The organism is Phaeobacter sp. BS52 (assembly GCF_045040595.1).
In the GTDB taxonomy this organism is placed as follows: domain Bacteria; phylum Pseudomonadota; class Alphaproteobacteria; order Rhodobacterales; family Rhodobacteraceae; genus Phaeobacter; species Phaeobacter piscinae.
This window is the reverse complement of record NZ_CP090662.1, coordinates 2594283-2617727: the sequence shown is the minus strand read 5'-3', so window position 1 is coordinate 2617727 and position 23445 is coordinate 2594283. Positions and strand designations below refer to the sequence as shown.

The following is a 23445-nucleotide window of genomic DNA, read 5'->3' as shown; positions in this document are numbered from 1 at the left end:
ATCGTTGACGATGGAGCGCTAAAACTGGCCCCATAAGTGTCTTTGCCCGACATCGTCTGGCCTTATCGAATTCTGAATCTGTCACTGTAGCAACAGGAGTGTGTTCCGCAGAGTTTCACCACCAAAAGCAAAAAACAAAAGACCAACAGTTCCATAGGGAGAAAGACAAGATGACTGCAAAGTCCAAAGTAACCCGCCGCTCCATTCTGAAAGGGGCAGGCGCGGCAGCGCTGGCAGCACCGCTCTACTCCAAGAGCGCCCTGGCATCCTCAGGTGAGATCAACATTCTGATGTGGTCCGATTATCTGCCGCCCGAGTTCATCGCCGGGTTTGAGGGCAAAACCGGGATCAAGGTGAATTACACCGGTATCGGGTCGAACGAAGAAATCATCAACAAGATGAAGGCAACGAAGGGTCAGGGGTTCGATATCGTTTCGCCGACCAACAACCGGTCCCTGCAATGGGGGCCGCTGGAGCTGCTGAAGCCATTCGACCTCAACAAGGTCAATATGGATGCGGTGAACCCGGCAATGGCCAAGATCGGTACCGACGCCTGGAACTTCGACGATGATGGCGCGCACTGGTTGCCGCATATCTGGGGCACTGAGGGCATCGCCTACCGTACGGACAAATGGCTGCCTTCTGGAGATGCACCGTCCTATGGCGACGTTTGGAGCGAAGAAAACGCAGGCAAAACCATGGGCCGCGCGCATTCGATGATGCTGGGCGCAGGTCTCTATATGGAAGCCTCCGGTGAAATGGAGCCGGGCTCAATCTGGGCGGCCTATGATGACGAAGAGACCATGCGCAAGGTCTGGGGCCAGGTCACTGATTGGTGCGTGGCGCGTAAAAACCGCATCAAGCTGATCTGGAACGATGCGGATTCGCAGAAGAATGGTCTGCTGAACGAAGGTGTCGTTGTTGGCCAGACTTGGGATGGTCCGCCGCTGGCGCTGAAATCCGCAGGCGAACCTGTGCACTATCAGGCGCCGGTTGAAGGGGCGATGGCCTGGGTCGACGGGATGTCGATGCCGGTTGGTGCCAAGAACGAAGAGCAGGTCTATGCGTTCATCGATTATGCTTACGAGCAGGAACCTGCGGGCAAGGCCATCGACAGCCACGGCTACAACTCACCGGTGCTGAAGGCCGATGATTACTCCGGCGATGTCTACAAGAAAAACTTCGCGGAAGCCTATCCGGGCAACAGCCTGGCCAATCTGAACCCTTGGCCTGCTGAGGCCCCCTGGTATGCGGATGTGCGTACCGAATTCGTCAACAAGTTCAAGAGCGCCTGATTACCTGATCGCGCGACCCTATCTGGCTCCCGTTTCATGCGGGGGCCAGCCACACGCCTGAGGGCGTAAATTCAACATATTATCAACCGGATGCTATCTGCATCGGCCGGGGGTTCGCCTCCGAACGGACGGTTGCACCGAGGGAGAGGCCACATGAGTGCTGGGGTAGGCGTAGATCTTGAGAAGCTCTGGATCCGCTTTGGAGATTTCGTTGCGGTGCGCGACGCGAATGTCAAAATCAATGGGGGCGATTTCTTTTCGTTCCTGGGCCCGTCTGGCTGTGGCAAGACGACCATCTTGCGTGCGGTGTCCGGGTTTCTGGAGCCAAGCGAAGGCAATGTTCTGATCGGTGGCAACAATATGCGCGGGATTGGTCCGAACAAGCGGCCAACCGCCCTGATCTTCCAGAATCTTGCGTTGTTTCCGCTGATGAAAGTCTGGGAAAACATCACGTTTTCGATGGAGATCAGGGGGGCTTCGGCCAAGGAGCGTCGCAAGCGTGCAGATGAGCTGCTGGATATGATCGCGCTGCCGGGGCAGGGCGACAAACTGCCTTCGGAGCTTTCTGGTGGCCAACGTCAGCGGGTCGCTATCGCGCGCGCGCTATGCGCCGAACCGGATGTTCTGTTGCTGGACGAACCGCTGTCAGCGCTGGATCTGAAACTGCGTCAGCACATGCGGACCGAGCTGCGCGAGATTCAGCAACGTGTCGGCATCACATTCATCTACATCACCCACGACCAGGGTGAGGCGCTGACCATGTCAGACAATATCGCCGTGATGCGCGCCGGGGTGATCGACCAGATTGGCAATGGCAAGGCGGTCTACAACGACCCCGCAACAGCCTTTGCCGCGTCTTTTGTGGGCGAAAACAACGTATTCCGGGGGAAGGTCAAGCGGGTGATGGGCAACGAAGCACTCATCGCGACCAACCGGTCGGGTGATCTGGTCGCACGAATTTCCTCTGCCAATCAGGGCAAGATGAAAGAGGGGGATGACGCGATGATGTTCATACGCCCGGAGGCCTTTGCCCTGGCACCGCAGGGCGCCACTGGCGACCATGTGGTCAGCGCCAAGGTCAACCACGAGGAATTTGAGGGCAATGCCTTCAATATCTTCATGGAGGGCGACGGGGGCAAGGAGTTGAAGGTTTCAATCCCCAACCTTGGCCAGTCCTTTGAAGATCACACAGGTCAGACAATCACCCTGGAATACGAGACGCAGAACGCTGTCATCGTACCCGCGGGTGAACTGGCCGCAGAATAAGGAGGCCCGGACCATGCCAAGATTCCTGAGGGAATTTTTTAACCGCAACGGCTATGGGCTGGGCTCTCTGATGTTGGGGCTCGTCCTGTTCTGGACAATTGGTCTTATCATCCTGCCGCAGCTGTCGATGCTCGACTTTTCATTCCGGCCAAACCTGCCGCCGCCAGAAATCGGCGGGCCGAAAGACGTCTATACGCTGGAGAACTACAAATATCTGGTTTTCGGCCCCGAGGGCGGTGGCCAGGATTATAATGCGGTGGATCTGCGCGTGTTCTTCCGCACGCTGGTCGCGGCAGTCTGTGTGACACTGTTCAACCTGATCCTGTGCTATCCGATTGCCTATTATCTAGCCCAGACCAAGGGCAATCACATCCGCATCTTCGCGTTGATGCTGATCATTCCCTACTGGATCAACGAAATCCTGCGCGCCTTTGCGCTGCGCATCATCTTTGGCGAAAGCGGGGTTTTGAACACCGCACTGGTCGGGATGGGAGTGTTTGACACCCCGTTTGACTTCATCCGGAACGATATCGCGCTTTATGCAGGGCTTGGGTATGCCTACATCCTGCTGATGATTTTCCCGATCTACAATGTGATCGAGAGTCTGGACCGCAACCAGATTGAGGCTGCCCGTGATATGGGGGCCAGTTGGACCAAGATCCATCAGCGCGTTGTGATCCCCTATGCCAAGCCCGGTATCAGCTCGGGTTGCACTATGGTGTTCATGTTGTCGGCGGGCGCGTTGGCTGCGCCGCAGATCCTTGGCGGTCCGTCGTCCCTGTGGTTCACACAGCTGATCTATCAGCAGTTCAATGACAACAGCGACTGGCCACAGGGTGCTGCCTATGCAGTTGTTCTTCTGGTGACCTGTATCCTGTTGGTTCTGGCCGTCATGCGCCTGTTCAAGGTGAACATGGGAGATATCGGCAAATGAAAAACCTCTCCTTTCTGCGCCTGAGCGTCTGGTTCTATCTGGCGATTTTCTTCGCCTATCTGCTGGGGCCGCTGGTGATCATGTCGGTCACGGCGTTCAACTCACCTGGATTTCCGCAGGCGACGCCATGGGAATGTCTGACATTCGAATGGTTTTCTGCGCTGTTCCAGGATGAACGCATTCTGAATGGGATCAAGAATTCGATCCTGGTCGGGGCGGGTACCGTCGTGTTGTCGGTTGCGATGGGCCTAGCGGGGGCGCTGATGCTGACCCAGATCTGGCCAAAGCTGCGTGCCACCTATTACACGGTGATCATCGCGCCAATCCTGATCCCCGGTGTGGTGATTGGTATCTCAACACTGGTGTTCTGGGATCGCATCAATCGCATGGTCGGGCTGGGGGCAGATAGTTTCCTGTCGAATGGTTTGTTCCTGACCATCATTGGTCAGTCCACCTTTATTGCCAGCTACTGCATGCTGGTGCTGGTGGCCCGTCTGCAGCGCTATGATATCGCGCTGACCGAGGCGGCGCTTGATTTGGGGGCCACCCATGCGCAGGCGTTCCGCAAGGTGCTGCTGCCGTTCATGAAGCCTGCAATTGCATCAGCAGCAGTCCTGGCCTTTCTCGCCAGCTTCGAGAACTACAACACCACCACCTTCACCTTCGGAGAATATCCAACGCTCACCATCGAGCTGGCGCAGAAGGTGCGCTATGGCATCACACCGGCAATCTCTGCCCTGGCATTCATTATTGTTGTGCTGACAGTTTTTGCCGCGCTGTTCAACGAGGCGACAATTCGTCGACGGGAACTTGTGGCGGCTGCGCGTAAGGATGCGACGGTAGAAGAGCTTGAGAGCGGTCGTCTGCGGCTTCCGGGGTTTCTCAGTTCCAACTGGGCAGCTCTCGGGTTGGTTGGGGTTGCCTGTTTCACCATCGTGATTGTCGGCACTGCGACTGTTTATAGCCCGGCCCAATGTATCGCGGAGGTCAAAGAGCAGAAGCGCCTGGAAACCGAGTTGCGTATTCAGGAACTGCGCCAGCGTCGTGCCGATGAAGCGGCCCGCCGGGCTGCGGAAGAGGCCGAAAACGGTGCGTCGGATGCTGGTGGGGCAACAACATCTGAGCCCGCACCCAGCGGTGGGAACAACTCTGGCTTCGGCGGGGTCTTTGATCCCAACGCGCTCGGGGGCGGTGATTCAGCTACATCCGAGGGCGAAGACGAAAGCAGCGCTCCAGCGCCCGCGACAGGCGGTAGCTCCGCCTTCGGAGGGGCCTTCGATCCAAATGCGCTCTCCGGTAGTAGCACGTCAGACGACAACTGATACGTCGTCATTGCCAACAACAAACCTGCCCAGGCCTCATGCTTGGGCAGGTTTTTCTATGTGCAATGCCTTGGCAGCTTGCTGGAACAGCGCGCCAGGGTCAGCCGAGGCGCGCCCGGGCGGCAACCGTGGGTCGGACAGGCGCCTGAACAGACCCAAATCGGCGCAGCTTGTGCCAACCTGTCAGCCGCCCTGTTAGGATCCGCCACAGCGAACGGTAGACATTAATAATCAGAAGCTGGCGGTAAATGAATCTGTTCAGCAACAGCAACAACACCATCGACCGCGGCATGGTCGGCTCTGACCGCACGGCATAGTCGGCCATGATCATTTCCAGCAGCGGCAACGCCAGGAAGATAGAAAGCACGGCGTAATCGCGCACTGTGAAGGCATCAAAGGTGGTTCCATCAAAACTGGAGACAAACCGCACCAGCATGAGCACCAGCAGCAAGTCGATGATCGGGCCAAGCAGGGGCATGATCACCCCAAAGATCACAAGATCGGTGAGCCCGACCAACCCGACGGCGTGCCCCTTGCGGATGGTGCTGCGGTGCTTCCATGCGGATTGCAGAATACCAATGGACCAGCGCATCCGCTGCTTCATCAGGGTGCCAACAGAGGCTGGCGCTTCGGTGTAGGCATAGGCGCGCTCGGCCGCGCGGACCTCATAGCCCTGCTCTAGAAGCGATATCGTCAGATCGGTGTCTTCCGCCAAAGTCTGGCTGGAGTAGTAGCCGCATTTGCGCACTGCTTCAGTGCGCCAGGCACCAAAGGCGCCGGGGACCACCATGATCGCATTGATCGTCTCATAGGCGCGACGGTCAATGTTCTGAGCAACCGTGTATTCCAGCTTTTCGAGCTTGGTCAGCAGGTTGTTTGAATTGCCCACCATGATCTTGCCGGCGACAGCGCCGACCTTGGGGTTGCGCAGGGGTTGCATCAGACGGCGGATTGCATCCGGTCCGACGATGGTATCGGCGTCGATTGCGACGACATAATCCGTTGTCACATGCGAGAAGGCGAGATTGGCGGCCTTCCACTTGCCGCCATTGGGTTGGCGCAGGATCTGGACGTTTGGATTGTCTTTATAGGTCTTGCTCACCAGCCCATGTGTGTCGTCGGTTGATCCGTCATCCACCACTAGCACCAACAGATTTGGGTAGTCTGATTGAAGCACACTGTAGATTGTCTTCAGAATGCTCTTCTCTTCGTTGTAAGCGGGGATCACAACCGTGACCGGGGCGGAGAAATCACCCGTGCGATGGCGGAGGTCGGCACGGTCAGCCCGGCGGGACCGGATCGCCATTACAAACAATACAAGAGCACGAATGACCCCGAGCAGCACCGCGAAGGGCACCAGGAAGGCCACCCATGTTGCGCTGTTTCCAAAACCGGTGAAGGCAAGCGCCTCAAACGGTTCGAGACTGGCGGCCTGACGGGTTTCATAGGGGCTGCCGACCCCTGCCATGGCTTGTTTCAATGTTAGAAACTGATAGCCGCGCGCCTTCAGCTCAGGGATCAGCAGACGTAGTGCGCTGATCGTGTTACTTCGGGCGCCGCCGCCGTCATGCAGCAGCAGGGCCTGACCGCTGCCATCCAATGCGTCCAGCGTGTAGTCGACCAGTTGCTTGGGACTGAGGCTGCGCCAGTCGGGTGGCACGATATCGGCGCCGAGAAGGTGGTAGCGTTGGTCAATGATGGTCTTCAGCCGGCGCGCTAGATCCCCCTCAAGCGGCCCGGGGCCGCGCATGTAGGGCGCGCGAAACACCACAGGTGTTTGACCTGTCAGCCAGGAGAAGATCCGGGACTGCAACGCCAGTTCAACCTGAACCCGTGCCGGAGAAGCTCGATCGAGCCGAGGGTGAGAAAAGGTGTGGAGGCCAAAATCGAACTCGGACCGGGCCAACGCGTCAACGACATTCTTCTGCTCGAACATCTGATTGCCCACCATGAAGAAGGTTGCGGGCACCTTGGCGTCGTTCAGGATATCGAGGATATCTTGCGTGTGATCCTGGGCGGGTCCATCATCGAATGTGAGAAGGATAGATTTTTCCGGAAGGGTACCGTAGCGGTCAGCAATGACCGGCAGCGGCAAAGGATCAGTGACCGCATCGGTCACCATCAGGGTCTCGGCATCCCGCGTGACATGACGGCGGCCAAGGATCTCTTTTTGAGCGAACCGGAGGAAGGGCCCAGTGCCGCGATATGAGACGAAGCTGTTCAGATCAATGTCGCGTAGGGTGTCAAAGGCACTGTCCGAAAGAATATCTTCTTCGGCGAGCAGCGGCCAGATGGAGGGATCTTCCTGCCCCAAACCCCAAATTGCAACGCCGTCGATGTCGGCCTCCGCAATGCTCAGAAGTTGGCTGTAATGGCTCACGGCATCCAGATACCAGATCATGTTCCGCTCGCCGCGCGCATCCATGTAGGAAATAAGCCCATGGCCTTTCTCAGGCGCATAGCCTGCAAAGGCCCCGTATTGATCCGCCTGAGACATCGCATCTGCGTAGCTGATGAATTCGGGCGCAAGCGCGCCAGTTGTCCAATGCACCCCGCCAGCCGCCATGCCGATCACCAGTTTTTCCTTGGGAATGGTGCTGCGCGCGCGTTCCAGAACGGTCTGGAACCAATCCAGAGGGGCCGGTGACTCTTCATATATTCCGAGTCGATAGCTGTTTTGAACCGCCGGTAGAATGACCCGGTCAGGTAAGGCGATCCCGTAGGAAAGGGCCTCAATCTGATCAGGAGCAATGACGGCACAGGACTCAAGGTTTCTGGCCGCGAAATCATCCTGCACGCCATCCAAATGGGTCAGCGCCTTCTGTAGGTTCTGCACCTCCAACCGGCGCATATCGAAACACAGACCGGACCATCCGTGCCGTGTTGCGAGCTCTGCAGCCTTGGACCAGTGACGGCTGCCGCCATCCTCAAGTGCGGTGGCCTGAACATGCATCAACGGCTGAATCGGATGATCGCCAAATTGATTGGTTCGCACGACGTAAGGCGTGCCAAAATCCTGATTGCCGGATTGCAGCCAGTCAATCCCCTCGTCACTGATGATCAACCACTCTGGAACAAACACATTGATCGTGTCGCAGGTCCGTTGAACGGAGTTGGACACGTCTTCCAGATCGGCTGTCACGAAGGCATAGAGCGTTGAAGGATTGTTGCTGGCGCTGCGGGCTGCGGATGTATGTGTCTGGCAGGCATTTTTCGTCGCCGTTGCGACGCCCGGACCATCGCTGTCCAGCTTGTCATAGCCACCATCACCCTCAAGATTGTCGCTTTGCGGCAAGAACCGGCGCCAGTCCGCATTGACGGCATCTGTCGGCGCATTGTTCTGAAACAATGAGCGGGCCAGTTTAAACTCGGTGATGACACTCTGTGTGACCGCGATGATCATGGCCGCAGCCAGGGCCAATCCCAACACGAAAAACAACGCGGCGAGAAACGGGCGGGTTGCCGTCCCGGCCTTGAAAATCTGCCTTTGGGCGTCGGTGGAGATGGTCATCTCTGCCGGTAAAATTTCAGTCGGAAATGTCTTGTGCACACGGGCCTTGGGCGCAGACGGTTTTGATCTGCGTTTCCTTGCCACTGGCGCCGTCCGATTTTTCGTCGTCGTATGCATCACTTGCCAACCCGTTCAAATAACGTGTTACTTTTTCATTCACTCGTTTGGGGGGCAGGCGATTTTCGCCAGATTGACTTTCGCGCGAACCATTTCGATTCCGCGTCCGCTCATTAAGTTTTTAACAAAGTCCTAATGATATTTCAAGATGGGCATCGTAGATCCTTCAGGTTATGGTAAACACTGCCGGGACCAGAAAGTTGGACAAGTAATGTCGTGGAAACGCCGTGAGTTTCTGGGTTTGGCCTCGGGTGGCCTGCTAAGCACGACCTGGCTTAGCCTTGGCGCAGACCCAGCGGGCCGAGGGGATACGTGCGTTTTCCATATTGCTGACCGGCGTGCATCCATCGCTGCCGGAAAATGCGCTTGGCTCTCTGATTTTTGCGTTTCTGTCACAGGGGGTCGCCCTATCCGTTGAGGTCGCATTCGAAGACTTTGCCAAGCACACACCGGATAGCACCCATCCCCTTCTGGCGATGCTGAGTGACACCGCCTCCCAAAATCGGACATTTGTCGAGATCGTTCCTGCATCGCGGAATCTGATGCGCAAGACGGGTTATTTTAAGGCGCGGAGCCTTTGGGGGCTGCGTTCGCAAATCGATCAGCAGCTGCCCGGTGCCATGGCGGCCGCCGCTCAGCCAGCGCATTTTTCGACGGTGTCGACCAATGAGCTTGAGGGCGAGTTGCGGCAGGACGGTCTGCGGACCGGGGGGTGCACGACCGTGATCTATGATGCGGTCGAGGCAGCTGAACGCGAGGCTCTGCTTGGCCCTGCTGCCGTGTTGATGTTGCCATTGAAGGCGCGCCTGGATCTGAGGTCCGCGCAGGAGAGGATGACATCAGGGCTGTTTTCCCAATTGGGGGATGGCACTGTTCTTGCCGTGGATGTTGCCGAGTTGCCGATTGACCCGGCGCGTGCCTATGAGGTTGGTCAGCGCATTGCCGCAAGCGTTAACCGGGCGCGGCTATCAGGATATCTTCTGTCTGTTCTGCCGCGCGAAATTTACAAACGGTGCTGTGCCTTCTTGCCGAACCACTCCAGACACTATGTTATCTTGCCTGAGTTTCCGGGTGATGCGGAGGGATACAACGGGGTGCTGGATCAGGCGCGGACGCGGCTGGGCACCGACTGTGTGACCTTGGTGCGTGGCGGGGAACGTCGGGCCGATGGCACATTTCTGGTCGAAACCCGTGATGGAGAGCAGCGTCGGCTTGGGGCTCCAGGGTTGGGACCTGATGGAGAGCCGATCGAAGGTCCTATTTTTCTTGCAGATGATGTCGCCCCGCAACGTGGAGATGTGCGCCATCCGGATGCGGTCTTTGTCCATAAAGCGCAGACGATCAGCTAGGCTCTCTGCCAAAGTGCTTAGCAGCCAATGGTATCTGTCTCAACTATCCTACAGGAATAGTTGATCCCGCTCATGAGCTTCTGCTTGAGGCACGTGACACGCTACGTGAGAGCAGCCTGGCGCCGGAGGCACCTGTTTTCGATGCGGCTATGATGGCTGATGCCGAGCTGGCCTATAGCTATCTTGAACAGGCAGAAATGAATGCCACCGGATTGGCGTTGACGGTTAGAAAGCAGATCAACGGCAAGTCCTTCAACAACTCCGAAATCACGATGTGGGATGTCGGGAGCCTGATCCTTGGATTGTTGGCAGCAGTTGAGTTGGAGTTGGCGCCAGCTGACAGGATTTATCGCCGGATCAGAAAAATCATGGCGTCGCTGCCGGTTATTCAGGATGGCGACGCAGCATACCCGCCGACGTTGATCAATGTCCGGGATGCCTCGATCGAAAGACGAGGGTTCGACGCCTGTGATTTCGCCCGGCTTACCAGCGCAGTGACACGGGCAGCGCAGCACACCGCCCTTGGGGACGCCTGCTCGCAATTGATTGGGAAATGGCGGATTGCGGGTTTGATGCAGGGGGGTGTCCTTAACAATATCCTTAAGACACGTATTCAATCATCTTATCAGTCACACTGTGCGCACTATCAGACCCGGGTTTTGCCAGCTCTGGGCCAGTCGGAAACCCGCTCTCCTTACCGGGAGGCGTTTGTCGGCGAAACCGTTGCTGATAGAACGGTCAGCCTGCTCTATGCAGTCGACAAAATTGGCATCTTGCCAACTGAGCCGCTGTTGCTCGAATATGTGGAGCTGGGGCCATCTGCGGAATGCGCCGTGCTAACGGATGTCTTTCTGGGTGCGATGAAGCACCACTTTGACCAGACCGGGCAGCTGCTTGCACCATCTGAGACGCCAATCGACACGTCACCCTGGTTTGTCTACCAAGGCTTCGACTTGGGTCATGAAACGCGTTGGAACGTCAGCTATCGGAAGGAGCGCGAGGTGGTGTTTGAACCGGTTGCCAGCAGCCCGTATGGAATTTTCTCGACCAAGGCAGCTTATCTTTGGTACGCGGTCAGACCCTGTAGGCACACCCGTAAAATGCTGAATATGGCACAAGAGCACGCCCGGATTGATGGTTTTGGCATGAGCAGTGGCTTGTTCCTTGATGGGTATGCCCAAATGAAAAACCATGCCGACCTTAACACAAATGGGATCGTCTTGCAGGCGCTGGCGCATCTGAAGCGCCGCACCCGCTAGAGCAGTGTCAGCTCACCGGGCCAAAAACCTGACATCCGCTGGCTGAAATCTCACCACGTGCCACCGGGTAGCCGCGTCGGGGGTTGAGGCGGATCGGCTGCATCCCGGTCAGTCGGTTCATGCATCTTTCGGTGTCGCGGACGGAATTCCGCTTGCCCCCGATATAAATATCGAGCCACGGGCGGCCATTCTTGCCGGTATGACAGGGGCCATTTTGGGGTTGATGACCGTCACCGCAGACGTCTTCCACGATCGCGTATTTGCGCAGGCGTTCTATGTAGAACCGCGTGCCTGCCGGAAAATCCAACGTCTGGCGTCCCCGCCGGATGGCATGGCCCACGGCGATGGTGACCGGGTCACTATAAGTCCCGGTGCCACCGGCCTGACGCCGCAAGACCGGGCGCGCGATGGCAGCACTGCCAGGGGGTGTGTTATCCCAATAGCTATAGCCCGTCAGATAACCCTCAAATCTGACTTCGGTACCACGGCGAACAAACTGGTCCAGTTGGCTCTTGATATTGTTGTTGATGCTCTGTGCAGGAAGCATACCGGCGCAAACGCTCATCACGGTCAGAGCAGCAGCGGCCACGGCGGTTTTTCTGAAAATGGAGTTCCATATCGTCGACATGACATGTTCCTTATCGAGGGCGGCCTCGGGTTCTCGCGCTTGCCTGGTTCAGGCTGCGCACTGGTGTCTCTATTGATCGCCAGGCTGGCCGACCGGTTGTCGGCTCATCTTGGTGGCGGTCGGGTTTGGTTGTGCCCTGTCGGCGGTAATTTGCGTCTTTTGGTGGCTTGAAGACCGATCCTGCAGAAGTTCGGACGCGAGGCGTTGATCTGCCCCTTGTGGTGGGGCGGACCTTCAGCGCCTTACGACTGAAGCAAAGCGGATACACCGGATGTGGCATCGCGCTCAAAGGGAGCCCGCTGGACTTGGCGGGATCTTTCCAATGGATAAGCGGATTTCAGGCGGAGCAGCTTCAGGAGGCCACTTGATCTTTTTGTCGTTTGGCAAACACGGTGCAGCACCGTCGTCGTTTCCAGCATGATCTGAGGCGAGATAACCTTGGCGATCTGAGCAGATCCGCCCCGTCGTCAGGGCCGCAGATCTTCGACAGCCAGACGCCTTTGTCCGTGTCAAAATTAGTGAGTGGCCAGAGCCACTGAGTATGTGCCTGTATGATCTGCCGTGTGGCATAGTGCTTGGAAAACCGTTGCAGCGGCCCCCATTTTTTTGCGTGACTCAAATGACCTAGTTTCTCAGTTTGGCGTTTGGTACCGAGCGAAACTGTCAATATCCGCAGTCTCGGCGCAGGCGGCCAATGTTGTTTTGCATCTGTCATTCAACCCTCCTGCACCAAATATCGTTGCGGCCTCGCACCCGCCCCGACTTGCAAAGGGGTGAGCCTGCGGGATCCAGATTGGCGGATGGAAATTAAAATCGGCCTTAACCGGTGCGATTCGAGAGCTGGAAATTGCAAATAAATTGATTCAACGGCGGTTAACCGCTGACAGTCATGAGCAAGCTGGGCTGTTGTCTCTGAGCGGACAACAGTCTGCCCGAATCAAATGTCGCTGCAGCGTCAACTCGATTCGGATCTGGGCGTGGGGGTTGGCTCCACTTGGTCCGGACGGTCTCATATGTGCCGCATGTCCAAGGCCGGAAAACGCCGGGCGCAAGCAGATGAGCACGCATGGCGATCAGCACTCAGAATAGATGCGTCATCATCTAAGTATCTGAAATGTCTTTGATCGGGAGACTGGTGCTGCTGGAGAGAATTGAACTCTCGACCTCTCCCTTACCAAGGGAGTGCTCTACCTCTGAGCTACAGCAGCGCCGGTGAGGGGGCTTTTAGGCATAAACGAACTGGGGCGCAAGAGCATTCTGGACGGTTTTTTCACACTCCGGTACAGAAGATCTATGGCAGAGAAGAAAACAGCAAAACATGGCGGGTCAGCGTCAACGCGTGAAGATCGGTTGAAGGCCGCATTGAAGGCGAATATGGGCCGTCGCAAGGCCCAGGCGAAGGCGCGTGCGGTCAAAGATGACGGAACCGGCGGTCCGGCAGACGACCCCACAACAGGCAGTTCTAAGGAGTAAGGGCAGATGGATTCGATTTTGGTGACGGGGAATGGCCCACTGAAAGGGCAGATCCCTATCGCGGGTGCAAAAAACGCCTGCCTGACGCTTATGCTTAAGCAACAATGCTGAGCGAGGAGCCGCTGACACTGACAAACGCACCGCGGCTTTCTGACATTCGCACCATGACAACGCTGTTGCAGTCACTGGGGGCCGAGGTTTCAACACTGCAGGATGGCCAAGTGCTGGCCATGTCGAGCCATGACATCAACAATCACACCGCCGACTACGATATCGTGCGGAAGATGCGGGCGTCGATCCTCGTGCTGGGCCCGATGCTGGCGCGTGATGGTCACGCTGTTGTCTCGTTGCCCGGCGGCTGCGCCATCGGTGCGCGACCGGTGGATCTGCATCTGAAGGCGCTTGAGGCGCTTGGGGCGCAGTTGGATCTGAAGGATGGCTATGTTCATGCCAAGGCGCCTCTGGGCGGATTGAAGGGCGGGGTCATTGATTTCCCGCTGGTCTCCGTCGGCGCCACTGAGAATGCGCTGATGGCCGCGACATTGGCCAAGGGAACGACTGTCATCAATAACGCGGCGCGTGAGCCGGAGATTGTCGACCTGGCACAGTGCCTGCGTAAGATGGGCGCGCAGATCGAAGGTGAGGGGACATCCACCATTACGATCCAAGGTGTAGATCGCCTGCATGGTGCCACGCATCCGGTTGTCACCGACCGGATCGAATTGGGGACCTATATGTTGGCGCCTGCCATTTGCGGTGGCGAGGTGGAGCTGCTGGGCGGCAAACGATCCCTGATCGAAGCCTTCTGCGACAAGCTGGAGGCGGCTGGGGTCGAAATTACCGAGAATGAGAACAGCCTGACGGTACGCCGTGGTGACAACCGGGTGAAAGCGGTAGATGTCGTGACTGAACCTTTTCCCGGTTTTCCGACCGATTTGCAGGCACAGATGATGGCGCTGATGTGTACCGCTGAAGGGACCAGTGTCCTGGAAGAAAAGATCTTTGAAAACCGGTTCATGCATGCGCCGGAACTGATACGTATGGGCGCACAGATTGACGTGCAAGGTGGTCACGCCACGGTAACGGGCGTCGAAAAACTGAAGGGTGCGCCAGTGATGGCGACCGATCTGCGGGCTTCGGTCTCCTTGATTCTTGCAGGTCTTGCGGCTGAAGGTGAGACAACCGTTAGCCGTGTCTACCATCTGGACCGTGGGTACGAACATGTGGTGCGCAAGCTGTCCTCGGTCGGTGCCAAGATTGAACGGATCCAGGAGCAGTAATGTCAGATGCAACCTTCGACGACGGGCGCGAGGCGCCGCTGAACCTTGGCGCGCTTGGCGCTGAGGATCTGGAGATTATTGCCTCGCTCGCGCAGGATGCTGTGTTTCCGGTGACGGAGATCAGCTGGCGACCTGCGGAGCGGCGCTTTGCGTTGCTGTTGAACCGGTTCCGGTGGGAAGACAAAGATTCTGCCGAAAAGCGTGGTCGACCTTATGAACGGGTGCAAAGTGTGCTGGTCGTCGATCAGGTGTTGTCGGTGGCCTCGCAGGGCATCGATCGGAAGGAGCGCGACCTGATCCTGTCGTTGCTGTCGCTGAGTTTTGAGCCGGGGTCTGATGGCGACGGGCATATTGTTCTGACCCTTGCCGGTGATGGGGCCATCCGGCTTGCCGTTGAGGCGGTTGAGGTCACCCTGCGCGATGTGACACGTCCCTATCAGGCGCCGTCCGGGCAGGCTCCTCGGCACGAGACATGATGCTGCGCCAGTTGGTGGGCGCTGATCTTGCCGATCTTCGTGTCTTGTGGCGCGAAGGTCTGACCGCATTTCCGGCCTCGTTCTTGATGACTGCAGAAGAGGCGGATGGCATCCCGGATGCGAGCCTGATCAACGGGTTTGAGAGCGGTGCTTACTGGGGCGCGTTTCTTGGCGATCAATTGGTGGGCTTTGCGGTTTTGCGTCAGGGCGGGCTGTCGCGCCTTTCGCATACAGCGGATCTTGGCCCCTTCTACATCTCAGCGTCCTATCAGCGTCGGGGGTTGGCCAAAGCCCTTTTGACACGGGTCCTGGATCAGGCCCGCGCGCGGGGGCTGAAGCAGGTGGAGTTATGCGTGGATCAGGAAAACCATGCGGCGCGGAGGCTTTATGAAGACGCAGGGTTCCGTCCGTTTGGCCTGCGCCCGCGCTCTGTTGTCGTGGAGGGCCAGCCGAGAAACGATGTGCTGATGCTATGCCCGTTGGATAATGCTCTGGCGGCAGATGCAATCCCGTCGCTTGCGCGGCAGGCGCTCGACTGACGTCAATATGTGCAACCATCTTGAGACTGCGGGCAGGGGGCTATATTGCAGGCTCAAAGGAGAGCCATAATGCCCGTTTTTCTGAACGCGTCCGATGCTGATTTTGATCAGGCGTTTGCAACCCTTCTGGGGGCAAAACGCGAAGACAGCCCCGATGTGGATGCGGTGGTTGCCGACATCATCGCGGATGTGCGTGCCCGTGGCGATGCGGCGCTGATTGAGCTGACCGCGAAATTCGACCGTTTGCCATTGACTGCGGATCAACTGCGCATTTCGGACGCTGAGATTGATGCCGCGATTGAGGACGTATCGGTTGAGGAACGCGCCGCACTGGAGCTGGCGGTGGAGCGTATCCGCGCCTATCATGTGCGGCAGATGCCTCAGAACGCCGAATGGCAGGACGACGCCGGGGCTTCACTCGGGTGGCGCTGGTCGGCAGTGTCGGCGGCTGGTCTTTATGTGCCGGGTGGTCTGGCGAGCTATCCGTCATCGGTCCTGATGAATGCAGTTCCGGCGAAAGTGGCGGGTGTCGAACGACTGGCAGTGGTGGTTCCCACGCCGGATGGACAGATAAACCCGCTGGTATTGCTGGCGGCCCGCCTGTCCGGTGTCGATGAAATCTACCGTGTCGGCGGCGCGCAGGCAGTTGCGGCCCTCGCCTATGGGACTGAGACTATCGCTCCAGTCGACAAGATCACCGGCCCCGGCAATGCGTTTGTCGCGGCAGCGAAACGGCGGGTTTTTGGCAAGGTCGGCATCGATATGATTGCTGGCCCGTCGGAAATTCTGGTCATTGCGGATAAGGACAACGATCCCGACTGGATTGCGCTCGACCTTCTCAGCCAGGCAGAGCACGATGAAAGTGCGCAATCGATCCTGATTACGGATGACGAGGCATTTGGCCGGTCTGTGGCTGATGCGGTAGAGGCGCGTCTGCAGACACTGGACCGCTCCGCCATCGCCGACCCCAGCTGGCGGGACTACGGCGCGGTGATCGTTGTGCCTGATCTGGATGTGGCAGCACAGCTGTCCAATCGCATCGCCCCGGAACACCTGGAGCTCTGCGTTGCAGACGCTCGTGCGCTCAGTGAGAAAACCATTCACGCTTAGCGCGATTTTCCTTGGCCCGTACACACCCGAAGCGATCGGGGATTATATCGGCGGGCCGAACCATGTGCTGCCAACGGCCCGATCGGCGCGGTTCTCGTCCGGCCTGTCGGTGATGGATTTCCTGAAGCGCACCACGTTGAGCGAAATGACGCCGGAAGCGTTGCGCGCAATCGGCCCGGCAGCCGAAACGCTGGCCAAAAGCGAAAGCCTGGAAGCGCATGGCCTGTCAATCCGGGCGCGCCTGGATCGGCTGAACCGCTGAGCATAGGGAGCAGGAGTGCGGGGAGGCAGGCTGCGGGCTGCCCGTGTGTATGGATGGTGGCGCTGGCACATCGTTACGGCACAACTGTGCCCTGCGGATTGCCGTGGCACCGACCATCGGCTAGTCAGTTATCCACATAATCTGCGCACAGAGACCTGACCCATGAGCCGCATCAGCAAAATCGACCTTGATGACCGCAACCTGCCGCCGCCGACGCCCGAAATTGAGCAGGAGCGTCGGGTCGCGATTTTCGACCTGATCGAGGACAACAGTTTTGCGCTACCGGTGCGTGGTGAGCGAGCGGCGCCTGAGGGGCCCTACCATCTGGGGCTTGCCATCCGCGACAAACGGCTGGTCTTTGATGTTGCATCTGAGGCTGGCGAAAAGGCGGCGGAATTTCACCTGGCGCTGTCACCGTTCCGTCAGGTGGTCAAAGACTACTACCAGATCTGCGAGAGCTACTTCACGGCTGTCAAAACCCTGCCGCCCAGTCAGATCGAAACCATCGACATGGCCCGCCGGGGTATTCATAACGAAGGCAGCCGTGTCTTGCAGGAGCGGCTGGAGGGCAAGGCGGAAATTGATACCGACACGGCGCGCCGTCTCTTCACCCTGATTTGCGTATTGCATTTTGGAGGCTGAAGCGTGAGCGAGTTGCCGCAGTCGATCCTGTTCTGCTGTGACCACAACGCGGTCAGATCCCCGATGGCAGAGGGGATTATGAAACAGTTTTATGGCTCCGGCACCTATGTACAGTCAGTCGGCGTCAAGAACGATATGGAGATTGACGGCTTCTGCATCGCGGTCTGCCAAGAGATCGGTGTGGAACTGTCGCGCCATCGGTCACGGTCCTTCGACGAGATGGAACAGTGGGGGGACGACCTGTCCTCCTTCGACCTGGTGGTGGCGCTGTCCCCCGCCAGTCAGCGCCGGGCGCTGGAACTGACGCGGTTTTTCCACCTTGATGTCGAATATTGGCCAATTATGGACCCAACTGGACTGGGGGAAACCCGGGACGCCAAGCTAGACAGTTACAGGCAAACCCGATCCCAGATTATCCAGCGCCTGACAGAGCGCTGGGGCAACCCGTTGGAGATAAAATGAACAGCACCGTCACCCGCTATTTTGAGGCCTTCAACGCAAAAGACACCGACGCCATGCTTGACTGCCTGTCGGACGACGTGGCCCACCATGTGAATGAGGGCAAGATCCGCATCGGCAAGGCGCTGTTTGCGGAGTTCTGCAACCACATGAGCCGCTGCTATGATGAATCCCTCACCGACATGGTGGTGTTCGCCAACGAAGATGGCAAACGCGCAGCCGCCGAGTATGTCGTGAACGGCACCTATCTTGAAACAGATGCAGGGCTACCGGAGGCGCGTCAGCAAACCTATCGCCTGCCTGCCGGGTCGTTCTTTGATCTGGAAGATGGCAAGATCACGCGTGTGACGACGTACTATAACCTTGCGGATTGGATGGCACAGGTCTCAGCCTGATGGGGCTGCGTCTGCAGAGCCTGCGCGGCGCAGCGCTGGCGCAGGTGATGGACGACGTCGCCCGCCTGCGGATCGCTGTATTCCGGGATTGGCCCTATCTCTACGATGGGGATCTGGCTTATGAACGCAGCTATCTTCAAAGCTATCTGGACAGTGACCAGTCTGTGGTGGTCGGCGCATGGGACGGGGAGCGGCTGATCGGGGCCTCAACCGGCGCGCCTCTCATTGATCATGCCGATGATTTTGCAGCCGCTTTCGCGGGGACAGGTCTGGCGCTAAAGGACGTCTTTTATTGCGCCGAATCTGTTCTTTTGCCGGAGTATCGCGGAATGGGCTTGGGGCATCGGTTCTTTGACCTGCGGGAGGCGCATGCCAGGGAGTTTGGCTATGCGGTTTCGGCATTTTGCAGCGTGCAGCGATCGGCTGACCATCCGGCCAAACCGCTGAACTATCGCGCTCTGGATGATTTCTGGCGCAAGCGCGGTTATGAACCCATGCCCGGCGTGGTCGCCGGTTTCTCCTGGCGGGATGTGGGAGAGGTGGACGAGACCCGAAAACCGCTTCAGTTTTGGTCTCGCCGTCTGACCTGACACCAACGAATATGGACCCTTTGATGAAAATTGCTGCCGCTGCCTATCCGCTTGATTGGTTCGATGACTGGTCCGCTTATGAGGCGAAGATCGTCCGATGGGTGCAGGAGGCCTCAGAGGAAGGCGCAGATCTTCTGGTATTTCCCGAATATGGCGCGATGGAACTGTCAACTTTGGACGGCGCAGCGGTGGCGGGCGATCTGGAGCGATCCTTGCATGCGGTCTCCCGGCGCATACCGGATGTTGATGCACTGCACTTGCGTCTCGCGGCTGAATTCAATGTGCATATCCTTGGTGCATCTGCGCCGGTTTTTGATGGCGGTGCACGTCCTGTCAACCGCGCGACCCTTTATGCGCCGAATGGACACAAGGGAGTTCAGGACAAACAGATCATGACCATGTTCGAACGCGCCCCCTGGGATGTGACCGGTGGAGATGCACTCAGGGTGTTTGACACCGAACTGGGAAAGATTGGTATCCTGATTTGCTACGACAGTGAGTTTCCTCTGCTGGGCCGCGCGCTAGCAGATGTGGATCTGTTGCTGGTGCCGTCCTGCACGGAGGCGCTGGCGGGCTACTGGCGGGTGCGCATTGGCGCCATGGCCCGCGCGCTTGAAAACCAGTGTGTTTCAGTCATGTCATCTATCGTCGGCCCCGCTGACTGGTCCAAAGCGGTGGACCAGAACACTGGCATGGGCGGCATATTCGGTCCCCCTGACACAGGATTCCCGGCCACCGGCGTGCTGGCCGAAGGGGTGCTGAACAAACCAGGCTGGACCTATGCTGATGTCGACCTCAAGGCAATCGCCGAGGTGCGCCGCAACGGTGTCGTACGCAACCGAACCCATTGGGATGAAAGGTCCGAACCGGGGAAAACAGTCACAATATGTCCGCTGCGGTGATTGCGCCCTTGAAAATCAGGGAAAAAGCGCTCATTTAAGCGCACGTCCCGCAGACTCGCGGGAAACCATCATTATGGAGATAACATGGCCAAGGAAGATACGCTCGAATTTCCCGGTGTCGTGAAGGAACTCCTGCCCAATGCGACGTTTCGGGTCGAGCTGGAAAACGGCCATGAGATCATCGCACATACGGCAGGCAAGATGCGCAAAAACCGCATCCGCGTTCTGGCTGGCGACAAGGTACAGGTCGAGATGACACCATACGATCTGACCAAAGGACGGATCAACTATCGCTTCAAATAAGCGCTGGTATCCATCAAGTAACACAAGCCCGGCCTTAGCCGGGCTTTTGTTTTGGGGCGCCTGCAATCGACCAAGTGTCATTTGAACGCACCCACTGCGATGACCAGTTGGGGTTTTTCAGCCTCGATGAACCGGATATGACTGGGCTAAAGCCAACATTAAGTGCAGCCCCGCTGCGCCATAGGACAAAAGGGCCAGACATGGCATTCATTCTTGGATCGGGCAGTCCGCGCAGGCTGGAGTTACTGGCCCAATTGGGAATCACCCCGGATGCGGTCTGCCCGCCGGACATCGACGAAACGCCAAAGCCGAGGGAATTGCCGCGTCTTTATTGCGCTCGCATTGCCCGCCAGAAAGCTGAGGCTATTTCTGCCGCTTCAGAGGATGTGATCCTCTGTGCCGACACAACTGTCGCCCTTGGGCGTCGGATCCTTGGAAAGCCGGAAGATGCTGCAGAGGCCGCCCAATTTCTGTTGGCCCTGTCCGGCCGCCGTCATCAGGTGATCACATCTGTCGCCGTACGACGGGGGGATCGGATCTGGTCCCGCGATGTGGTGAGTGCTGTGAAGATGAAGCGGCTCTCGGATGAAGAGCTGAACGGCTACCTCGCGACCGGGGACTGGCATGGCAAGGCGGGTGCCTATGCCATTCAGGGGCCTGCGGGGGCGCTTATCCCTTGGATCAATGGATCTTTTACGGGAATTGTCGGCCTGCCATTGGCCGAAACTGCTGCCCTGTTGCGCGGGGCGGGCTGGACACCAAACAAGGAGGCCGCCGCATGAAGGGCCGTACAATCATTCTCGACCACATCGACGGCCGCGAAGCCGCCGCACTCATGGTGGATGGCCAGCTTGAGGATTTGCTGATCGACAGCGATGCGCCGACCCCCGGGACGATCTACCGTGCCCGGGCTGATCGACCCGTCAAGGGGCAGGGAGGCATGTTCCTGACAACGCCGGATGGTCCTGCCTTTTTACGCCAAGTCAAAGGTCTGGCGCCCGGACAGGAGTTGCTGGTCCAGCTGACGGGCTATGCCGAAGCGGGCAAAGCACTGCCTGTCTCTCAAAAGCTGCTGTTCAAAAGCCGCTACGCCATCATCACACCCGAGGCTCCCGGGCTCAATATCTCCCGCTCGATCCGTGACGAGGAGGAGCGTGACCGCTTGTTGGAAATTGCTCATGACGCGATGGGTGACAGCGGCTATGGCCTGATCCTGCGATCCGCCTGCGACGGCGCTGATAGTGCTGACATTGAAGAAGACATTCTTGCTATGGTTTCGCTGGCGTCCCAGGTGCTGGAGGATGCCGGTAGCGGGCCAGAGGCCCTGGCAGAGGGCGATACACCGCACCTGTTGGCGTGGCGTGACTGGACCGATCCGGCAGATATTGAGCGCGAGGCTGGCGGATTTGAACGTCTGGGCGTGCTAGATGCTCTGGAGACAGTGCGGGGTATTCGCGAACCTCTCAGCGGCGGCGCGTTTTTGTTTATCGAACAGACCCGCGCCCTGGTTGCGGTGGATGTGAACACCGGCGCGGACACCTCGCTGGCCGCTGGGGTGAAGGCGAACATGGCCTGCGCCAAATCCCTCGCCCGGGCTCTGCGCCTGCGCGGGCTAGGGGGGCAGATTGTGATCGATCCCGCTCCCATGCCCAAGAAGGATCGCCGCGCCTTTGAAACGGCTCTGCGGGCCAGCTTCCGCAGCGATAGCGAAGACACGGTACTGGTGGGCTGGACCACGCTTGGCCACTTCGAGTTGCAGCGGAAACGTGGCCGCATCCCGCTGAAGGAGGTCTTGGCGTGAGCTGCCCGATTTGCGCAGAGGAAACCCAAAAGGACTACCGCCCGTTCTGTTCGCGCCGCTGTGCTGACATTGATCTTGCGAAGTGGCTGAACGGCGCTTACGCGACCCCGAGCACGGACCCGGAAGACATTGAAAACGCTCTGGAAGAAGCCGCAAATTCCCGCGAAACGAAACATTAGCGAATTTCTTTGAAAAAGCCTCTGGACACGGTCATGCACACGTCATAGAAGGCCCACACCCAAGGCGAACAGCCTTTCCGTGCCCGGGTAGCTCAGGGGTAGAGCAGTGGATTGAAAATCCTCGTGTCGGTGGTTCGATTCCGCCCCCGGGCACCATTTAAATCGATTGAAAACAAGTTCTTGCAACTTTTTCACATGTGCAACGCTTAAACGCTCGATTGGCTGGGTGCCTTATGGGTGCAAAATTCGGTCAGATGCTTTTCATAACCCTCACCCAAAGCTTTTCATAACCCCCACCCAAAGACTGCATTAGATTTGTGCTGAACCACTTGACCGCACGAGTCTAGGGTCTCTAACGTCATGGTTGAAACTAAAAATCATTTTTTGAGTAACACATGCGCAGAGATTTTCGACTGTACGAACTGAGTGACGATGACTTCGAAGATCTCATCGTAAAGATAGCAGTCGAATGGCTTGGTGAAGGTGTAACACCATTTGCCGCAGGGCCAGACGGAGGGCGGGACGGAAAGTTCACTGGTACTGCAAACTCGTTCCCCAGCAGAAGTAAGCCATTGGAAGGCAAAGTAGTCCTTCAAGCAAAGCATGCATCGTCGCCGATAGCCTCATATTCTGACAAGCCATTTCAACGAGAATTGAAGGTAAAGGAATACCCTCGTGTCAAAAAGCTCATCGAAAACGAGTTGTGCGATCACTACATTCTCTTCGCCAACCGCAAGTTGACAGGGGGGGCGGAAGAAAAAATCCATGCCGAATTGATCGCCCTAGGATTGAAATCCGCGCACATCATCAGCCTTGAGCGGCAGCACCTAGAGCTTGAAAACAAACCAAATTTGGCAAAATCTTTGCCTAACGCTAGAGACACACAGCCGTTCTCGTTCGAGCCAGACGAAATAATAGAAGTGATTTCAGCGCTACATGATTATTCTGACGGTCATATCGATGAGGCTTTCGATAGCGCCCAGTCGTTTGACACCATTTCGATCAAGGCGAAGAAAAACCCCATCAACGGCCTGTCTAAAGAGTTTTATGAGCAGGTAATTGAAGCTGAATCCATGCTGCACTTCGGAAAAATTGAACGCTTCTTAAAAAACCCGCGAAACTCAGAGTTCAGGGAGCTGTATCATGATGCCGCTGACGAACTGAAACAGAAGATTATCGCAGAACGTGTGCACTTTGAGGATTTCGACAGGGTGTTCACCTTTCTCTATGACAAGGTGCAGAGCCAGAGAATGGCCCTGCGAGGCAAACGAAGGCTCGTAGGTATCCTCTTGCACTACATGTACTGCAACTGCGATATCGGCGTGAAAAGCGAAGAAGAGTTGGTGGCTTGAC

At 57.5% G+C, this 23445-nt stretch carries 21 protein-coding genes, 2 tRNA genes and 2 pseudogenes; 22 read left to right on the top strand and 3 right to left on the bottom strand.

The window, feature by feature from the left end; all coding sequences use genetic code 11:
• The first annotated feature begins 170 nt into the window (after window positions 1-170).
• The 4 genes from L0Z65_RS12645 to L0Z65_RS12630 all read left to right on the top strand — a co-directional run bounded on the left by L0Z65_RS12645 (window position 171) and on the right by L0Z65_RS12630 (window position 4817).
• Window positions 171-1295, top strand: a complete 1125-nt coding sequence (locus tag L0Z65_RS12645) for a PotD/PotF family extracellular solute-binding protein (protein ID WP_040171592.1) — start codon at window positions 171-173, stop codon at window positions 1293-1295.
• A gap of 153 nt (window positions 1296-1448) precedes the next feature.
• On the top strand, window positions 1449-2561 hold the full coding sequence (locus tag L0Z65_RS12640) for an ABC transporter ATP-binding protein (protein WP_040171590.1): 1113 nt from the start codon (window positions 1449-1451) through the stop codon (window positions 2559-2561).
• Between the two features lie 13 nt (window positions 2562-2574).
• A complete protein-coding gene (locus L0Z65_RS12635; RefSeq protein WP_040171588.1) occupies window positions 2575-3495 on the top strand; it encodes an ABC transporter permease in 921 nt (306 codons plus the stop codon).
• A complete protein-coding gene (locus tag L0Z65_RS12630) occupies window positions 3492-4817 on the top strand; it encodes an ABC transporter permease (protein WP_096870389.1) in 1326 nt (441 codons plus the stop codon). The genes L0Z65_RS12635 and L0Z65_RS12630 overlap by 4 nt, the downstream gene beginning before the upstream one ends.
• A 100-nt stretch (window positions 4818-4917) precedes the next feature.
• On the opposite strand, the gene L0Z65_RS12625 is transcribed toward L0Z65_RS12630, so the two are convergent.
• Window positions 4918-8328: a glycosyltransferase gene (locus L0Z65_RS12625; protein WP_405108098.1), complete on the bottom strand. Its 3411-nt coding sequence runs from the start codon at window positions 8326-8328 to the stop codon at window positions 4918-4920.
• A gap of 398 nt (window positions 8329-8726) precedes the next feature.
• On the opposite strand from L0Z65_RS12625, the gene L0Z65_RS12620 reads away from it, so the two are divergent.
• A complete protein-coding gene (locus L0Z65_RS12620) occupies window positions 8727-9794 on the top strand; it encodes a hypothetical protein (RefSeq protein WP_405108095.1) in 1068 nt (355 codons plus the stop codon).
• 152 nt (window positions 9795-9946) lie between these two features.
• Complete coding sequence (locus L0Z65_RS12615) at window positions 9947-11053, top strand: DUF3131 domain-containing protein (RefSeq protein ID WP_405108092.1); 1107 nt, start codon at window positions 9947-9949, stop codon at window positions 11051-11053.
• A 7-nt stretch (window positions 11054-11060) separates the two neighbouring features.
• Here the strand turns inward: L0Z65_RS12615 and L0Z65_RS12610 are convergent, their stop codons facing one another.
• Window positions 11061-11681, bottom strand: coding sequence for a hypothetical protein (locus L0Z65_RS12610; protein WP_405108089.1), 621 nt, complete (start codon window positions 11679-11681; stop codon window positions 11061-11063).
• A gap of 1133 nt (window positions 11682-12814) precedes the next feature.
• Window positions 12815-12889, bottom strand: a tRNA-Thr gene (locus tag L0Z65_RS12605).
• An 85-nt stretch (window positions 12890-12974) separates the two neighbouring features.
• Here L0Z65_RS12605 and L0Z65_RS12600 point away from each other — a divergent pair.
• The 16 genes and pseudogenes from L0Z65_RS12600 (at window position 12975) to L0Z65_RS12525 (ending at window position 23444) form a co-directional block, all read left to right on the top strand.
• Window positions 12975-13154 (top strand): hypothetical protein, encoded by a 180-nt coding sequence (locus L0Z65_RS12600; RefSeq protein ID WP_096870393.1) that lies wholly within the window; start codon window positions 12975-12977, stop codon window positions 13152-13154.
• A 6-nt stretch (window positions 13155-13160) separates the two neighbouring features.
• Window positions 13161-14434, top strand: a pseudogene (gene murA / locus L0Z65_RS12595) (UDP-N-acetylglucosamine 1-carboxyvinyltransferase).
• Window positions 14434-14910: a DUF2948 family protein gene (locus L0Z65_RS12590; RefSeq protein ID WP_405108086.1), complete on the top strand. Its 477-nt coding sequence runs from the start codon at window positions 14434-14436 to the stop codon at window positions 14908-14910. Before murA ends, L0Z65_RS12590 begins: the two are co-directional and overlap by 1 nt.
• Entirely contained in the window at window positions 14910-15449 is a 540-nt protein-coding gene (locus L0Z65_RS12585) for a GNAT family N-acetyltransferase (protein ID WP_405108083.1), read from the top strand. The genes L0Z65_RS12590 and L0Z65_RS12585 overlap by 1 nt, the downstream gene beginning before the upstream one ends.
• Before the next feature lie 69 nt (window positions 15450-15518).
• A pseudogene (gene hisD, locus L0Z65_RS12580) lies at window positions 15519-16821 on the top strand (histidinol dehydrogenase).
• Window positions 16822-16983: 162 nt separating this feature from the next.
• Window positions 16984-17463, top strand: a complete 480-nt coding sequence (locus L0Z65_RS12575; protein ID WP_405108080.1) for a UPF0262 family protein — start codon at window positions 16984-16986, stop codon at window positions 17461-17463.
• A gap of 3 nt (window positions 17464-17466) precedes the next feature.
• Window positions 17467-17925 (top strand): low molecular weight phosphatase family protein, encoded by a 459-nt coding sequence (locus L0Z65_RS12570; protein WP_014873302.1) that lies wholly within the window; start codon window positions 17467-17469, stop codon window positions 17923-17925.
• Window positions 17922-18317, top strand: coding sequence for a ketosteroid isomerase-related protein (locus L0Z65_RS12565; protein WP_405108077.1), 396 nt, complete (start codon window positions 17922-17924; stop codon window positions 18315-18317). Before L0Z65_RS12570 ends, L0Z65_RS12565 begins: the two co-directional genes overlap by 4 nt.
• Window positions 18317-18907, top strand: a complete 591-nt coding sequence (locus tag L0Z65_RS12560; protein ID WP_405108074.1) for a GNAT family N-acetyltransferase — start codon at window positions 18317-18319, stop codon at window positions 18905-18907. Before L0Z65_RS12565 ends, L0Z65_RS12560 begins: the two co-directional genes overlap by 1 nt.
• 23 nt (window positions 18908-18930) lie before the next feature.
• Window positions 18931-19809, top strand: coding sequence for a carbon-nitrogen hydrolase family protein (locus tag L0Z65_RS12555; protein WP_405108071.1), 879 nt, complete (start codon window positions 18931-18933; stop codon window positions 19807-19809).
• Between the two features lie 84 nt (window positions 19810-19893).
• Window positions 19894-20112 carry a translation initiation factor IF-1 gene (gene infA / locus L0Z65_RS12550; protein ID WP_005978431.1) on the top strand — a complete coding sequence of 73 codons (219 nt, stop codon included), beginning with the start codon at window positions 19894-19896 and terminating at the stop codon, window positions 20110-20112.
• A gap of 200 nt (window positions 20113-20312) precedes the next feature.
• Window positions 20313-20894, top strand: coding sequence for a Maf family protein (locus L0Z65_RS12545; protein ID WP_405108067.1), 582 nt, complete (start codon window positions 20313-20315; stop codon window positions 20892-20894).
• On the top strand, window positions 20891-21913 hold the full coding sequence (locus L0Z65_RS12540) for a ribonuclease E/G (RefSeq protein ID WP_405108064.1): 1023 nt from the start codon (window positions 20891-20893) through the stop codon (window positions 21911-21913). Before L0Z65_RS12545 ends, L0Z65_RS12540 begins: the two co-directional genes overlap by 4 nt.
• Complete coding sequence (locus L0Z65_RS12535; protein WP_014881230.1) at window positions 21910-22092, top strand: DNA gyrase inhibitor YacG; 183 nt, start codon at window positions 21910-21912, stop codon at window positions 22090-22092. The genes L0Z65_RS12540 and L0Z65_RS12535 overlap by 4 nt, the downstream gene beginning before the upstream one ends.
• Window positions 22093-22173: 81 nt before the next feature.
• A tRNA-Phe gene (locus tag L0Z65_RS12530) sits at window positions 22174-22248 on the top strand.
• Between the two features lie 239 nt (window positions 22249-22487).
• Window positions 22488-23444, top strand: a complete 957-nt coding sequence (locus tag L0Z65_RS12525; RefSeq protein ID WP_405108061.1) for an ABC-three component system protein — start codon at window positions 22488-22490, stop codon at window positions 23442-23444.
• Window position 23445 lies beyond the last annotated feature (1 nt).

Bases quoted from the DNA above. Each gene is read 5' to 3' on its own strand.
- L0Z65_RS12645 (WP_040171592.1), top strand. From the start codon at position 171: ATGACTGCAAAGTCCAAAGTAACCCGCCGCTCCATTCTGAAAGGGGCA.
- L0Z65_RS12640 (WP_040171590.1), top strand. From the start codon at position 1,449: ATGAGTGCTGGGGTAGGCGTAGATCTTGAGAAGCTCTGGATCCGCTTT.
- L0Z65_RS12635 (WP_040171588.1), top strand. From the start codon at position 2,575: ATGCCAAGATTCCTGAGGGAATTTTTTAACCGCAACGGCTATGGGCTG.
- L0Z65_RS12630 (WP_096870389.1), top strand. From the start codon at position 3,492: ATGAAAAACCTCTCCTTTCTGCGCCTGAGCGTCTGGTTCTATCTGGCG.
- L0Z65_RS12625 (WP_405108098.1), bottom strand. From the start codon at position 8,328: ATGACCATCTCCACCGACGCCCAAAGGCAGATTTTCAAGGCCGGGACG.
- L0Z65_RS12615 (WP_405108092.1), top strand. From the start codon at position 9,947: ATGGCTGATGCCGAGCTGGCCTATAGCTATCTTGAACAGGCAGAAATG.
- L0Z65_RS12610 (WP_405108089.1), bottom strand. From the start codon at position 11,681: ATGTCGACGATATGGAACTCCATTTTCAGAAAAACCGCCGTGGCCGCT.
- L0Z65_RS12600 (WP_096870393.1), top strand. From the start codon at position 12,975: ATGGCAGAGAAGAAAACAGCAAAACATGGCGGGTCAGCGTCAACGCGT.
- L0Z65_RS12590 (WP_405108086.1), top strand. From the start codon at position 14,434: ATGTCAGATGCAACCTTCGACGACGGGCGCGAGGCGCCGCTGAACCTT.
- L0Z65_RS12585 (WP_405108083.1), top strand. From the start codon at position 14,910: ATGCTGCGCCAGTTGGTGGGCGCTGATCTTGCCGATCTTCGTGTCTTG.
- L0Z65_RS12575 (WP_405108080.1), top strand. From the start codon at position 16,984: ATGAGCCGCATCAGCAAAATCGACCTTGATGACCGCAACCTGCCGCCG.
- L0Z65_RS12565 (WP_405108077.1), top strand. From the start codon at position 17,922: ATGAACAGCACCGTCACCCGCTATTTTGAGGCCTTCAACGCAAAAGAC.
- L0Z65_RS12560 (WP_405108074.1), top strand. From the start codon at position 18,317: ATGGGGCTGCGTCTGCAGAGCCTGCGCGGCGCAGCGCTGGCGCAGGTG.
- L0Z65_RS12555 (WP_405108071.1), top strand. From the start codon at position 18,931: ATGAAAATTGCTGCCGCTGCCTATCCGCTTGATTGGTTCGATGACTGG.
- infA (WP_005978431.1), top strand. From the start codon at position 19,894: ATGGCCAAGGAAGATACGCTCGAATTTCCCGGTGTCGTGAAGGAACTC.
- L0Z65_RS12545 (WP_405108067.1), top strand. From the start codon at position 20,313: ATGGCATTCATTCTTGGATCGGGCAGTCCGCGCAGGCTGGAGTTACTG.
- L0Z65_RS12540 (WP_405108064.1), top strand. From the start codon at position 20,891: ATGAAGGGCCGTACAATCATTCTCGACCACATCGACGGCCGCGAAGCC.
- L0Z65_RS12525 (WP_405108061.1), top strand. From the start codon at position 22,488: ATGCGCAGAGATTTTCGACTGTACGAACTGAGTGACGATGACTTCGAA.